Annotated in this window: 15 protein-coding genes; 9 read left to right on the forward strand and 6 right to left on the reverse strand. The window is 61.0% G+C overall.

The annotated features are described in order from the left end of the window. Nucleotides 1–103: 103 nt before the first annotated feature. The 3 genes from E4O92_RS16885 to rpmB all read right to left on the reverse strand — a co-directional run bounded on the left by E4O92_RS16885 (nucleotide 104) and on the right by rpmB (nucleotide 1,797). Nucleotides 104–1,201 carry a hypothetical protein gene (locus E4O92_RS16885; protein WP_135190816.1) on the reverse strand — a complete coding sequence of 366 codons (1,098 nt, stop codon included), beginning with the start codon at nucleotides 1,199–1,201 and terminating at the stop codon, nucleotides 104–106. A 175-nt stretch (nucleotides 1,202–1,376) separates the two neighbouring features. Continuing rightward, nucleotides 1,377–1,547 (reverse strand): 50S ribosomal protein L33, encoded by a 171-nt coding sequence (rpmG, locus tag E4O92_RS16890; protein WP_206076894.1) that lies wholly within the window; start codon nucleotides 1,545–1,547, stop codon nucleotides 1,377–1,379. Between the two features lie 13 nt (nucleotides 1,548–1,560). Beyond that, nucleotides 1,561–1,797, reverse strand: coding sequence for a 50S ribosomal protein L28 (gene rpmB / locus E4O92_RS16895; protein WP_135190814.1), 237 nt, complete (start codon nucleotides 1,795–1,797; stop codon nucleotides 1,561–1,563). 1,149 nt (nucleotides 1,798–2,946) lie between these two features. Here rpmB and E4O92_RS16900 point away from each other — a divergent pair. Next, on the forward strand, nucleotides 2,947–3,360 hold the full coding sequence (locus E4O92_RS16900; protein WP_135190813.1) for a hypothetical protein: 414 nt from the start codon (nucleotides 2,947–2,949) through the stop codon (nucleotides 3,358–3,360). Nucleotides 3,361–3,468: 108 nt separating this feature from the next. Here the strand turns inward: E4O92_RS16900 and radC are convergent, their stop codons facing one another. Next, a complete protein-coding gene (radC, locus tag E4O92_RS16905; RefSeq protein ID WP_135190812.1) occupies nucleotides 3,469–4,143 on the reverse strand; it encodes a RadC family protein in 675 nt (224 codons plus the stop codon). A gap of 141 nt (nucleotides 4,144–4,284) precedes the next feature. Between radC and E4O92_RS16910 the strand changes: the two genes are divergently transcribed. From E4O92_RS16910 to E4O92_RS16935, 6 genes are all read left to right on the forward strand, one after another. Next, nucleotides 4,285–4,740, forward strand: a complete 456-nt coding sequence (locus tag E4O92_RS16910) for an FKBP-type peptidyl-prolyl cis-trans isomerase (RefSeq protein ID WP_135190811.1) — start codon at nucleotides 4,285–4,287, stop codon at nucleotides 4,738–4,740. Between the two features lie 11 nt (nucleotides 4,741–4,751). After that, the gene (gene ispH, locus E4O92_RS16915; RefSeq protein WP_135190810.1) at nucleotides 4,752–5,699 is read left to right on the forward strand and encodes a 4-hydroxy-3-methylbut-2-enyl diphosphate reductase; all 948 of its coding nucleotides are present in this window, start codon (nucleotides 4,752–4,754) and stop codon (nucleotides 5,697–5,699) included. A 392-nt stretch (nucleotides 5,700–6,091) separates the two neighbouring features. Beyond that, complete coding sequence (locus tag E4O92_RS16920; RefSeq protein WP_135190809.1) at nucleotides 6,092–7,021, forward strand: branched-chain amino acid ABC transporter permease; 930 nt, start codon at nucleotides 6,092–6,094, stop codon at nucleotides 7,019–7,021. Between the two features lie 18 nt (nucleotides 7,022–7,039). After that, nucleotides 7,040–8,263, forward strand: a complete 1,224-nt coding sequence (locus E4O92_RS16925) for an ABC transporter permease subunit (protein WP_135190808.1) — start codon at nucleotides 7,040–7,042, stop codon at nucleotides 8,261–8,263. 16 nt (nucleotides 8,264–8,279) lie between these two features. After that, entirely contained in the window at nucleotides 8,280–9,050 is a 771-nt protein-coding gene (locus tag E4O92_RS16930; protein ID WP_135190807.1) for an ABC transporter ATP-binding protein, read from the forward strand. Then, nucleotides 9,047–9,769 carry an ABC transporter ATP-binding protein gene (locus tag E4O92_RS16935; RefSeq protein ID WP_135190806.1) on the forward strand — a complete coding sequence of 241 codons (723 nt, stop codon included), beginning with the start codon at nucleotides 9,047–9,049 and terminating at the stop codon, nucleotides 9,767–9,769. The genes E4O92_RS16930 and E4O92_RS16935 overlap by 4 nt, the downstream gene beginning before the upstream one ends. A 218-nt stretch (nucleotides 9,770–9,987) precedes the next feature. Here E4O92_RS16935 and phaP read toward each other — a convergent pair whose 3' ends face one another. Next, entirely contained in the window at nucleotides 9,988–10,554 is a 567-nt protein-coding gene (gene phaP / locus E4O92_RS16940) for a TIGR01841 family phasin (protein WP_135190805.1), read from the reverse strand. 380 nt (nucleotides 10,555–10,934) lie between these two features. Between phaP and E4O92_RS16945 the strand changes: the two genes are divergently transcribed. Together E4O92_RS16945 and pbpG are read left to right on the forward strand one after the other, a co-directional pair. Beyond that, complete coding sequence (locus E4O92_RS16945; protein ID WP_135190804.1) at nucleotides 10,935–11,630, forward strand: nitroreductase; 696 nt, start codon at nucleotides 10,935–10,937, stop codon at nucleotides 11,628–11,630. A gap of 156 nt (nucleotides 11,631–11,786) precedes the next feature. Further along, nucleotides 11,787–12,959 (forward strand): D-alanyl-D-alanine endopeptidase, encoded by a 1,173-nt coding sequence (pbpG, locus tag E4O92_RS16950; RefSeq protein ID WP_135190803.1) that lies wholly within the window; start codon nucleotides 11,787–11,789, stop codon nucleotides 12,957–12,959. 4 nt (nucleotides 12,960–12,963) lie between these two features. On the opposite strand, the gene E4O92_RS16955 is transcribed toward pbpG, so the two are convergent. Further along, nucleotides 12,964–13,749 (reverse strand): IclR family transcriptional regulator, encoded by a 786-nt coding sequence (locus E4O92_RS16955; RefSeq protein ID WP_135190802.1) that lies wholly within the window; start codon nucleotides 13,747–13,749, stop codon nucleotides 12,964–12,966. Between the last annotated feature and the right edge of the window lie 124 nt (nucleotides 13,750–13,873).

A 13,873-nucleotide genomic window follows, 5' to 3' on the forward strand; every position in this document is an offset into this window, starting at 1 on the left:
CCAACGGCGTTCAACTGTACCGCGTGCGCACTGGTGCGCACCCTACGCCTTAGGTAAGCACGGTTCCACACTTAATGGGGACATAGCTTTTTTTATTGGCCACCTAATGGCAGGCCGCGGACTTCGGCCAGCCGCAGGCGACTAGCGTGCCGACTCCCGGATTGCTCAGGTAATTCAGGTGCGCCGCAAACGGGTCTTGCAGCAGCCCAAACCAAGTGCTGGCGTTGGAAGTGAGGATATCGGCAATCGTCACATCGTCCGCCTTGTAACGCGAAGGCAGCAGGCGGTACGACAGCACGTCATTGGGATCGGTGAACGCCACCACCGCCAGCTTCGAGAACGATGTTTCGGCGCGCGGGCCGGCTTGCTGCCGGCGCAGGGCGAGGAAGCGCTGCAGCGAATCCTGTGCCTGCGCCTGCATTGCCACAGGGCCCTGCTCGGCCAGGCCCAGCATCGGCAATTGATTGCCCGTCATGAAGATCAGGGCCATGCGGCGCGTGGCGTTCTGGCCGAGCTGGTGCAGGCGTGGCGGCGCGTCCGGCTGCAGCATCACTGACAGCGCGTCGAACAGAAGCTTCGTGCCCAGGCTTTCCGCGACGACGATGAGCGGCCCGTCAGCGCCTTCGGTTTGCGACTTTTCAAGCACCTGCGCGACCGTATCCACCATTGCCTGCTTGATCGCGGGATGGCTCGCGCCCGCGTAGACCACGGCGTCGGCCAGGCAGTCGTTCATCAGCTGGTCCTTGAGCAAGCCGTTAAAGCGGGCGCGCGTGGGCTTGCACTCGTCGGCCGTGGTGCAGTCGGTCGGGCTTTTGGTCATGTCGAACTCGAGCTGGTGCTTGAGATCGGCAGTCAGCGGCGACCAGATCAGGGCATGGAAGTGGGCGGTGCCACCGCCGATCGGCCTGGTGCGCTCGACCACCTGGACGCGATTGGTTGCCGCGCCCGATACCGACCGCGCAGCGGCGCCCGCGTTTGCGTCGACGGCGCCAGTGATAGTGTTGATCGCGCTATCGGCCCAATCCGCGGTATGGGTGCACATGCCGTGGACAAGCAGGATGTCGACCGGGCGCTTGCCGTTCTCGGCGATGATGCCGGCAATGCCCGGGAACGGCGCACTGTCGCGCACGACGACAGGCGGGTTGTAGGGAGTGGTGCAGGCGGCGAGCGGGCCGAGCAGGGCGATGAGGGCAAGTCTCATGAACCGCATATGCGTTCCTCCCGAAGGATGCCGTTCGTTACGGCAACCTTTCCAATATACGCAATTTCCTGACGGCAGGAATGGCGAATCGGCAGGGCTTGATTCTCGTCAACGGGCAAAACAAAAGAGCCGCGCACTTGCGTGGGCGGCTCTTTGGATACCGAAAAAAACCAGATTACTTGATCTTGGTTTCTTTGTAAGGCACGTGCTTGCGAGCTTTCGGGTCGAACTTGATGATTTCCATCTTGTTCGGCATGGTGCGCTTGTTCTTGGTGGTGGTGTAGAAGTGACCCGTGCCTGCAGTCGATTCCAGCTTGATTTTGTCGCGGCCAGTTTTTGCCATGATTGCAGCTCCCTAATTAAACTTTTTCGCCGCGGGCGCGCAGGTCGGCCAGCACAGCGTCGATGCCGATCTTGTCGATGACGCGCAGACCAGCGGTGGACACACGCAGGGAGACCCAGCGATTTTCCGATTCAACGAAGATGCGACGGTTCTGCAGGTTCGGCAGGAAACGACGCTTGGTTTTGTTGTTGGCGTGGGAGACGTTGTTACCAACCATCGGTCCCTTCCCAGTAACTTGGCAGACACGTGCCATAGTGCACTCCTTAATAATGTTCCAAAATCGGAAACCGCGAGTATAGCGCGAAAACCATCAGGGAATCAACAACTTGCGGAAAAAAATTGTGTCGTGATAAGCGACACTTGATTTAACAATTGTAAAATCGGGCCGGGGGCGGGTTTCCGGGCCTTAAAGTTGGCCGTTTTCCGTGAAGGAACGGATGTATGACGCGGCCACAACGAAGTGGAGCACGCGCCTATCGACCGAGTAGGGCTTGTACCCGGAGCATCGGTCAAGCGCAGGTTAGCATCACTTGACTCGCATGACCCCGGCAGTTACGCCGCAGCGCCGACTTGACCACTTCAGGCGGGCGGGGAATAAATCGATAGCAGTTTGAAAACTAGAAAACGTTGTACTGTGGCAACGTCGGGGTGGATTGCCGCTCAATGGCGCAGTAGCAGAGCGAGCGCCGAGTTCGCCCCCCGCTTCTCCATTCAACCTTGTGGACATTGTTAAGCTGCGTTGTTATTCTTGAGCTAGCCTCACCGTCTTTGCATTCGCTACCATTCGCTCCTTTTAAACTGGACTAAATGCATAAAACAGGCGTGTTCATGTCGGCCTTGGTATCGGGAATAATCAGCTTAATTTCCTATTTGCTGATTTGTTCTGCTTTGCGGCCGGGATTGTTGTCCGGGCCTCTCGACAAATACGAGCAATATTTCTCTATCGGTCTAGCCCTAATAATTTTCGCTGTCGTTTTCTATAGGGTGAGGAAAGGATTTTGGAGCCAAGAGCAGGTTGATCAGCTTATGGATCTTGACTCTGACGGCTAAGAGCATTTAACAAAACCCCGGCGCTTGCCATCACAGCACCCAAACGGTGCTCGAAGTAAGACCAATTACTTCATAATCGACTCAAGGGACGATACGCCCTATGGTGATCCAGCTAAAATAGCTGTTGGTCCTCTTACGGCTCAGGAATTCCAGCGAAAATCAATCGAAATGAAACTCCCCAAATTTTCGAAAGTGCTGGGATCTTTACAATGATCCATGTACAGTCCGCTGGACAATGACACGTAAGTTGACGGTTGGTTCAGGGTTGGAAATCCATGGCAGTGACGGTAGTGCTATCGCTGGCGTTTCGCGCTGGTCAACCTAAAACAATATGCAACCAAGGGAGGAGTCCATGGCTGAGAAGAAATCTAAAAATTGGTGGTGGCCAACCATCACTGATCAAGCAAGCGCGATTGAAGCATCAAAGGCTGGTTACTGGGCTGCGGTGATCGTTGCTGTCGTCACCGCAGCATTCGCAACTTTTGCATTAATGCTTCAAAAGGAAATCGTAGCAGTTGGCCCTTTGGCGTATATTGACGCCGTTCTGTTTGCAGTCATAGCGTGGCGCATAAAGAAGTATTCGAAGTTTTTCGCTGTGGCCGGCGTCGTACTTTTTGTTATTGAGAAGGCTCTTCTGGCCCCAGCACAAGGCGTAGCAGGGTTGCCGCTGGCCATAGTTGTGTTGCTGATGTTCGTAAACGGTGCCAGAGGTGTGTTTGCATATCACCGCTACGCTATCGGTGAAACGCATGCTGAAAATGTATAACTTTGCGCTCAGACCGACGCCTTACATAATCGTTTCAACCGGTCTGGCTAACTGCTGATGCGACGAGGCCCGCACGTCCCGAGACTCGTCATTCTTATGTAGAGAACCTTAAAGCTGGCCGTTTTCTGCGAAGGAGTGTACGTGTGACCCCGCTACAACAAAGTGGTCGAGCACGCGCACGTCAATTAGGGCAAGGGCCTGCACCAGCGCATTGGTCAAGCGCAGGTCAGCATCGCTTGGCTCGCATACCCCAGATGGATGGTTGTGCGCGAGCATGACCCCGGCCGCGTTGCGCCGTAGTGCCGCCTTGACCACTTCGCGTGGGTAGACGCTGGTGTGGGTGAGGGTGCCGGTAAACATTTCCTGTGTGTCGATCAGGCGGTTCTTCACGTCCAGGAACAGCACGACGAAGGATTCGTGTGGCTGGCAGCCGAACTTGCTGCGCAGGTAGGTTTTCACCGCATCCGGCGAGCACAGCGATTCTCGCGCGAACTGCTCGTTAAAGGCGCGGCGCGCCAGCTCCAGCACGGCTTGCAACTGGGCGTACTTGGCCAGGCCCAGCCCGTTCACAGCCGAGAACTCGTCCAGACTGGAATGGAACAGGCGCTGCAGCGACCCGCCGAAATGTTCGAGCATCTCCTGCGCCAGTTCGACCGCGTTCTTGCCGCGTACGCCCACGCGCAGGAAGATTGCCAGCAGTTCAGGATTCGATAGTGCCTGTGCCCCTTCGCGCACCAGGCGCTCGCGCGGGCGATCTTGTTCGGGCCACTGATTGATTGCCATTGCTTTCCTCGCATCCGCTTGCCTGATCCGGCATTATCGGCTTGCGATGGCGGGCGGTACTGATCTGGCTCCTGCCGGACACTGCGGCGCAAGCGCTGCTAGTGGCTTACAATAACGGTTTGTCTGTCACAACATCGAGTCATGTCCAACGCATCTCCTGCCATCGTCACCGAATCGGCCTACCTGACCCTGCATTATCGGCTTGCCGCTGCCGATGGCACGGATATTGTCACTACCTTCGGCGGCACTCCTGCTACGCTCATGCTGGGGCAGGGCCAGCTGGCGCCGTTTCTCGAAGCCAAACTCATGGGGCTGCCAGAAGGCGCGCATGAGACCTTCGAGATTTCCGCAGCAGAAGGCTTCGGCGAGCGCAATCCCGAACTGATCCAGACCGTCTCCAAGGCCACGCTCGACGCGAACTCGGAACCCGACGCCGATTACCAGGTGGGCGACCTGGTCACCTTTAACGCTCCCGGCGGCGGCCGATTTGCAGGTGTGCTGCGCGAAATGCGTGCGGATTCGGCCGTGTTCGACTTCAACCACCCGCTGGCCGGCCAGGCCATGACGTTCGAAGTGAAACTGATTTCGGTTCTCTAACCAGGAAACGTATGCAAAACGAAATTCTGTTAGCCCAGCCGCGCGGATTTTGCGCGGGCGTCGACCGCGCCATCGAGATCGTCGAACGTGCCCTGAAGCAATTTGGCGCGCCGATCTATGTGCGCCACGAGATCGTGCACAACGCCTATGTTGTGGAAGACCTGCGTAACAAGGGCGCGATCTTCATCGAGGAACTCGACGACGTCCCAGCCGGCAATACGCTGGTGTTTTCGGCGCACGGCGTGTCGCAGGCGGTGCGGCGCGAAGCCGAATCGCGCGGGCTGACGATTTTCGATGCGACCTGTCCGCTGGTGACCAAGGTGCACGTCGAGGTGTCGAAGATGCGCAAGCAGGGTTGCGAGATCATCATGATCGGCCACGCCGGCCACCCGGAAGTGGAAGGCACGATGGGCCAGGCCGAAGAAGGCATGCACCTGGTCGAGACTGTGGCGGACGTGGAAAAGCTGCAGGTTGCCAACCCTGACCTAGTGGCCTATGTGTCGCAGACCACGCTGTCGGTGGACGACACGGCGGACATCATTGCCGCGCTCAAGCGCCGCTTCCCGACCATTATCGAGCCGAAGAAGGGCGACATCTGCTACGCGACCACCAACCGCCAGGAAGCCGTGAAGTTCATGGCGCCGCAGGTGGAAGTGGTGATTGTCGTTGGCAGCCCGAACAGTTCGAACTCGAACCGGCTGCGCGAAGTGGCTGAAAAGAAGGGCACGCCGGCCTACATGGTCGACAATGCCGGGAAGATCGATCCGCAATGGATCGTTGGTAAGAAGCGGATCGGGGTGACGGCGGGTGCGTCGGCGCCGGAAGTGCTGGTGCAGGCGGTGATCGACCACCTGAAGGCACTGGGCGCGGCAAGCGTGCGTCCGCTCGAGGGTGTGGAAGAGAACGTGACGTTCCCGTTGCCGAAGGGACTCGATGGCGGCAAGGTGGCCGCGGCCTGATCGGATCACCGTAGGGGGCGCGGGGCCGCCGAGGACCCGTGCGCACGCGGTACGTGTGCACGCACGCGCCAACGGCATACGAGGGTACCGCGTGCGCACAGGTGCGCACCCTACGGCATTACCGCATACGAACGGGCCCCGCCCACCCTTCGGTAGCCGTGTGACTAGAAAGAAAAACAATATTCGGCCATCATGTGATTTTCCGATATTACTTTTCCAAAAACCTCGCTATGATGGCGACGCTCGGAATTTTTGTCGTGGGAACTGCCGCCATGCGCAGCGGGGCGCGGCCGCAGTGAAGAACAGGTTTGGTGAAACGTCTGGCCAAGAGCGGCACTTCGGGAATTCTCGGGGTGCCGTTTTTGTTAGAGATTGAGAGAGGCAAGCATTCGATGGAGACTTTCGTCCAACAGATCCTCAACGGGCTGGTGCTGGGCAGTATGTACGCACTGGTCGCCCTCGGCTACACGATGGTGTACGGGGTGCTGAATCTGATTAATTTCGCCCATGGCGATGTGCTGATGATCGGCGCCATGGTCGGCCTGTCGATCCTCAAGCTGCTCGGCGTGTACGTGCCCGGCTTGCCCGGCTATGTCCAACTGGCGATCGCGATCATTGGCGCGATTCCGGTTGCGATGGCGCTTTCCATGCTAATCGAGCGCGTCGCCTACCGGCGCCTGCGCAACGCGCCGCGCCTGGCGCCCTTGATCACCGCGATTGGCGTGTCGATCCTGCTGCAGACGCTCGCGATGCAGATCTGGGGCCGCAGCCCGCTGCCATTCCCGCAGCTTCTGTCGTCTGATCCGATCATGATTGCCGGCGCCATGATCTCGCCAACCCAGGTGCTGCTGCTGGTGCTGGCGGCCGTCGCTATGTTCTGCCTGGTGATGCTGGTCGAGCGCACCCGAATGGGCCGCGCGATGCGCGCGGTGGCCGAAAACCCGCGGGTGGCGGGCCTGATGGGCGTCGATTCGAACCGCGTGATCGTGGCCACCTTCGCGATTGGCGCCGCACTGGCCGCCGTGGCCGGCGTGATGTGGGGCGCGAACTATGCGTCGATCCAGTTCGCGATGGGCACGCTGCCGGGCATGAAGGCGTTCTGCGCTGCGGTCCTGGGCGGCATTGGCAACATCTACGGCGCGATGATCGGCGGGATCGTGCTGGGCATCCTCGAAAGCCTGGGCGCCGGCTACATCGGCGACCTGACCGGCGGCTTCCTGGGCAGTAATTACCAGGACATCTTCGCCTTTATCGTGCTGATCCTCGTGCTGACCGTGCGCCCGTCCGGCATCATGGGCGAACGCGTGGCCGACCGCGCTTAAAAACCGGGGAGATCGAACATGGCTTTCCTGTCCTTCGACGTCCGGCACAAGCCGCGCCAGGCATATATCTCGATGGGGCTGCTGCTTGCGGTACTGCTGGTGTTCCCGTTCGTCGCCTCGCAGTTCGGTAACTCGTGGGTGCGCATCATCGACATGGCGCTCCTGTACATCATGCTGGCGCTGGGCCTGAACATCGTGGTCGGCTTCGCCGGCCTGCTCGACCTGGGTTACATCGCGTTCTTTGCGGTGGGGGCCTATCTCACTGGCCTGTTCGCGTCGCCGCAGTTCGCGTCGCTGCTCGAATCGGTAGTGAACTATTGGCCCGCGTTCGGGGAAGCGTTGGTCAAGCTGTTTGGCGAAGAGATCCGCACCGACGGCATTCACCTGTCGGTGTGGTTCATCGTGCCGCTGGCGGCGCTGGCCGCGGCGTTCTTCGGCGCGCTCCTGGGTGCGCCTACGCTCAAGCTGCGTGGCGACTATCTGGCGATTGTCACGCTCGGCTTCGGTGAGATCATCCGCATCTTCATGAACAACCTGAACGACCCGATTAACTTCACCAACGGGCCGCAGGGGATCAACATGATCGATCCGATCCGCATCTTCGGCGTCTCGCTCGCCGGCGAGCCGGGATCGCGCGCCACGGTCTACGTTGGCGGCTTCGGCATGCCGTCGGTGAACGCATACTACTTCCTGTTCCTTTTCCTGTGCATCGCGGTGGTGTTCATCACCAGCCGCCTGCAGCATTCGCGCCTGGGCCGCGCGTGGGTCGCGATCCGCGAGGACGAGATCGCGGCCAAGGCAATGGGCATCAACACCCGCAACGTCAAGCTGCTCGCGTTCGCGATGGGCGCCTCGTTCGGCGGCGTCGCCGGCGCCATGTTCGCCGCGTTCCAGGGCTTCGTGTCGCCGGAGTCGTTTTCGCTGACCGAATCGATCGCGGTGCTGGCGATGGTGGTCCTGGGCGGCATTGGCCATATCCCGGGCGTGATCGTCGGTGGTGTGCTGCTGGCGGCGCTGCCGGAAGTGCTGCGCCACGTGGTGGAACCCGCGCAGCACGCGATGTTCGGCAAGGTCCTGATCGAGGCCGAGGTGCTGCGCCAGCTGCTGTACGGCCTGGCGATGGTGACGATCATGCTGTACCGCCCGGCCGGCCTGTGGCCGTCGCCGAACAGGGAGGACCGGCCGGTCGCCGCGACCGAAAGGGAAGAGGTAGAGGACAAGGCGGAGACGACGCCGGCTTGAGGCCGAGGGCAAGACTATGAGCGAAATCCTTCTGAACATCTCCGGCGTGAACAAGCGTTTCGGCGGCCTGCAGGCGCTGACCGACGTCGGCATCCAGATCAAGAAAGGCCAGATCTACGGCCTGATCGGCCCGAACGGAGCCGGCAAGACCACCTTCTTCAACGTGATCACCGGCCTGTACCAGCCCGACAGCGGCACTTTCGAACTGGCCGGCAAACCATATTCGCCGTCCGCGCCGCACCAGGTGGCCAAGGCCGGGATCGCGCGCACCTTCCAGAACATCCGCTTGTTCGGCGAGATGACCGCGCTCGAAAACGTGATGGTCGGGCGCCACGTGCGCACCCGGCAGGGCGTGTTCGGCGCGATCTTCCGCCACAAGGCCGCGGTTCAGGAGGAAGCGGAGATCCGCTTGCGCGCCCAGGAGCTGCTCGATTTCGTGGGCATTGGGCAGTTCGCCAACCGCACCGCCAAATACCTGTCGTATGGCGACCAGCGGCGTCTGGAGATCGCGCGCGCGCTCGCGACCGAGCCCAAGCTGCTGGCGTTGGACGAGCCTGCGGCTGGCATGAACGCGACCGAAAAGCTGGCGCTGCGCGAGCTGCTCGTCAAAATCAAGGCCCAGGGCACGACCGTGCTGCTGATCGAGCACGACGTGAAGCTGATGATGGGCCTGTGCGACCGCATTACGGTGCTCGAGTACGGCAAGCGGATCGCGGAAGGGCTGCCGTCCGAGATCCAGAAGGACAAGGCCGTGATCGAGGCGTACCTGGGAGGTGCTCACCAATGAGCGAGAACATTCTGAAAATCTCGGGCCTGAAGGTTGCGTATGGCGGCATCAAGGCGGTCAAGGGCGTCGACCTCGAAGTGAACAAGGGCGAGCTGGTGACGCTGATCGGCGCCAACGGCGCGGGCAAGACCACGACGCTCAAGGCCATCACCGGCACGCTCCCGTCGTGCAAGGTGGAAGGGACGATCTCATACCTGGGCCAGCCGCTCAAGGGCGCGCGCTCGTTTAAGCTGGTCGAGCAGAAGCTGGCGATGGTGCCGGAAGGGCGCGGCGTGTTCACGCGCATGACGATTCACGAGAACCTGCTGATGGGTGCCTACACCAGGCGCGACCAGGCAGGGATCGATGCCGACATCGACAAGTGGTACACGGTGTTCCCGCGGCTGAAGGAGCGCGACGGTCAACTGGCCGGGACGCTGTCGGGCGGCGAACAGCAGATGCTGGCGATGGCGCGCGCGCTGATGTGCCACCCGACGCTGCTGCTGCTGGACGAGCCGTCGATGGGCCTGGCCCCGATCATGGTGGAGAAGATTTTTGAGGTGATCCGCGATGTGTCGAAGCAGGGGATCACGATCCTGCTGGTCGAGCAGAACGCCAGGCTGGCGCTGCAGGCTGCGAATCGCGGGTACGTGATGGATTCGGGCGCGATCACGATGAGCGGCAAGGCCGAGGATATGCTGCACGATCCGCGGGTGCAGGCGGCGTATCTCGGGGAATAAGCACGGTTTGCCGGAGGGGGCGCGCGCTAACGCAGATCAGCCGTACCGCGTGCGCACAGGTGCGCACCCTACGGAGATAGGCGCCGCTTGCCGGAGGCGTAGGGTGCGCACCTGTGCGCACGCGGTCATCGCTCGCATCCCGCCAGCGTTTGCTACCGAATGAAAACGGGGCCAGAACCCCATCGGTTCTGGCCCCGTTCTTATTGGGCGCGTGAGGCTTAGGCAGCCGCGGTGGCCGGAGCAGGCTTGCGTGCGGTCTGGGCGAACTGGGCAACAGCTGCGTTCAGGTTGCTTTCCACAGCTTCGACCGCTTGCTTGGTGGTCTTGCTGAACTGCTCGTAACCGGCGTTGGCGTTGCTGATCGCGGTCTTGATGGCGGCAACGATGGTCTCCGAGCCGGCCGGCGCGTTCTTGCTCACTTCGTCAACCAGCGAGATCACCTTGCGGTTGGCTTCGACGATCTGGTGTTCGGCGGCCTTGGAGAACTCGGCGCCGGTGCCGGCGGCGATCGATGCCAGCTGGCGGCCGTACGACAGGGCCTTTTCAGCGGTCGGCTGGGCCTGCGCGGCGGACAGCGAGAAGAACTCGTGCGCATCCTTGGCCGACAGCAATTGGCGGGCGTTGTTCGAGGCGTCTTCCAGCGTGGCCTTGGCGGCGCTGATGTTCAGGTCCACCAGCTTTTCCAGACCTTCAAAAGTCTTGGAGGTCAGCGACGACAGCGTCGCAAATTGCGATTCGAGGTTGGCTTTGGTGGCGTTCGAGAACTGCTCGGGAATTGCAAACATGTGGCTCTCCAATTAGGTCGTTTCGTGGACGAATGTTGCCAAGGGGGCGGCGAAGCAGGGCGTTCAGTTTCAAGGCGGCGCATGGAATTGTGCGTCGCAACAGGATCAATTCTTACTGAGTTTGATAAGGGAGTCAAGCATTTTTGGTGCGACGCACCATAACGACCACAGGTGTTGTGCTATTGCAGCGAAAATAAGGATTTCCTGCCAATTTTGTGGCGATAACGGCAATGTTCCAGCTACGGAGTGTTGCGGCACTTCCTCCGTTTGCGATTCTTCTTGAACAGTTCAATTTGCCGCTGTCCAAGGTACAGTAGAGGCTTGGCTCTGTCCGGTGCTCGCACCGGCGCCGTACTGGTCATGAAGAAATAGGAGAAGTAATGATTTCAAGCCCGCAACAGGAAGCCGTGGACGCGGCCATCACCTCGCGCCGCTCGGTGCGCGCATTCACGGACAAGCCGGTCGAGCGCGCGGACATTGAAAAGATCCTGGAGGTGGCGGCGCGGGCGCCGTCGGGCACCAATATCCAGCCGTGGAAGGCGTATGTGCTGACCGGCGCGGCAAAGGACAGGCTGTCGCAGGCGATCCTGGCGGCGTACCGCGACCCGGAGCGTAACCGCGAGCACACCGAGGAATACGCGTACTACCCGCGCCAGTGGACATCGCCGTTCATCGAGCGGCGGCGCAAGCTGGGCTGGGACCTGTATGGCCTCTTGGGCATCACGCGCGAGAACAAGGCCGGCATGGCGGCCCAGCACGGGCGCAATTTCGTGTTCTTCGACGCGCCGGTCGGCTTCATCTTCACCATCGACCGTATCCTCGAGCAAGGCTCCTGGCTCGACTACGGCATGTTCCTGCAGAACGTGATGGTGGCGGCGCGCGGCAGGGGGCTCGATACGTGTCCGCAGGCGGCATTTACGCAATATCACCGGATTATTTCGGAGCATCTGGGCATTCCGGCAAACGAAACTGTAGTGTGCGGCATGGCGCTTGGCTGGGCCGACCCCGGCAAGATCGAAAACTCGCTGGTGACCGAGCGCGAGCCGGTGTCCGGTTTCGTGCGTTTTGTCGAGTAATGCGTATACTATTGATATCGAACGGTTTTTTTCACGCAGGCACTTGTTGCGCCTAGGTAAAAAACTTCGATTCGAGATTGAATTCGCTTGAGTTTGGGTCCTGTTCGGCTAAACTTTAAGCCGTAACTCATCAGTCTGCGTCAAAGGGTTTTCCAGATGTATAAGCTTGCGGTGGCCGCCATTTTCACCTTGTTGTTTGTCTACGAGCCTGCCTTCGCCACCGGTGCGTCGACCGGGGAAAGCGCGGGCGCGGGGCGGCCGGCACGGCACACGGTCAAGAAGGCGCGAGTCAAGCGCAAGGATCTGGCTCAGGCCATTGCCGACGAGAACCGCGAACGCATGGTGCGCCGCATTGAGATGGTGCACGGCAAGCGCAAGGTGGTCTACCATCGCGTCCGCCGCGCCGCGCCTGAGGTGTTTTCGCGCAGCGCCGGCGACCTGGCCGGCCTGGGCCTGACGCAGGATCCGCTCGCGCTCAAATCGAACGTCGCCTTCGTGCTCGACCAGGGCAGCTCGGAGGTGCTGTTCGAAAAGAACGCGAATGTCGCGCTGCCGATCGCCTCGATCACCAAGCTGATGACCGGGCTGGTGGTGGTGCAGGCCAACCAGGACATGGACGAGGTGCTGACCATTACCGATGCCGACGTCGACCGGCTCAAGTTCACCGGTTCACGCCTGCGCGTGGGCGCGCGCATGACGCGGCGCGACCTGCTGCACATTGCGTTGATGAGCTCGGAAAACCGGGCCGCTGCCGCGCTCGGCCGCAACTATCCGGGCGGCATTACGGCGTTTGTCCAGGCGATGAACGACAAGGCGCGCGAACTGGGCATGGATGACACGCGCTACGTCGATTCGAGCGGGCTGTCGAGCGAAAACGTCTCCAGCGCGCGCGACCTGGCCAAGCTGGTGGCGGTCGCGCACCAGGAAGCGCTGTTGCGCGAGTTCACGACCGATCCGAACTCCGTGGTCGCGGCCAGCGGCAAGCCGATGCGTTTTAATAACACGAACTACCTGGTCGCCCAGCCGGACTGGAACATCGGGTTGCAGAAAACCGGTTTTATCAATGAAGCCGGGCGCTGCCTGGTGATGCAGGCCATGATCCACGGGCGCAACGTGATCATGGTGTTCCTCGATTCCAAGGGAAAGATGTCGCGTACCGCTGATGCCGGGCGCATGCGGCGCTGGCTGGAGGCGCTCAATCCGGCCAACCTGGTGGAGCCGGCGGCCGATGCCGCCACCGCGGCAGTGTCGGCGGTGACCGGTTCCTCGGCGGCACATGCGGCCGAGCCGGTGCCGGCGGTGGCAACCGAGGCCCCCGCCGCGCATTGATTCTTCAGGCAGCGGAAGCCGGGCTGAACCCCAGCGTCGCGGAAATCTGCGCCGCTGTCGTCACCAGGTCTTCCAGCCAATCCTCCTGCAGCCGGTCGGCCGGGGCCGAGATCGACAGGCCGGCCACCAGCTTGCCCGTGTCGTCATGGATGCCCGCCGCCATGCAGCGCACGCCCAGTTCCAGTTCCTCGTTGTCGCGCGCATAGCCGCGTGCGCGCACCAGCGACAGCTCGCGCTCCAGGCGCGCCAGGTCGGTGATCGAATTGCGGTTGTGTCCCGCAAGTCCAGTACGCGTGGCGTACGCGCGGATCGCCTTTGGTTCGTCCACCGACAGGAACAGCTTGCCGGTCGAAGTCAGGTGCAGCGGACCGCGCCCGCCGATCGCGCGCACCACCTGCATGCCGGAGCGCTCGGAAAATGCGCGGTCGATGTAGACGATCTCATCGCCTTGCCGTACCGACAGGTTGACCGTCTGCTGCGTCTTCTTGTGCAGGGCGCGCATGAAGCCCAGCGCCGCTTCGCGCACCGACAACCGGCTCTTGACCACGTTGCCCAGTTCGAGCAGGCGCATGCCCAGCCGGTAGGTGCCTGGTTCGACCCGGTCGACGAAGCGGGTCACGACCATGTCGTTGAGAATCCTGTGTGCGGTGGAGGGGTGCAATCCGGACACCTTCGACAGTTCCTTCAGGGTTACCGGATCGGGATAAGTTGCCAGCGCATCGAGCAGGGCGACCATCCGCTCAATCACCTGAATCGATGTTTTTGCTGGCTCGGCGTTTTCGATTTTCATGATGTGGTTGGTGCAGTGCGGTAAAACAGCATCTTTATATCACATGGTGAAAAAAAATGGCAAACGCATAGAGATAGGCGCAAATAGCGTTTCTGGCTGTTGAGGCGGGAGGGCATAATGTCAG

It is taken from the genome of Massilia horti, from assembly GCF_004614195.1.
Lineage (GTDB): Bacteria > Pseudomonadota > Gammaproteobacteria > Burkholderiales > Burkholderiaceae_D > Telluria > Telluria horti.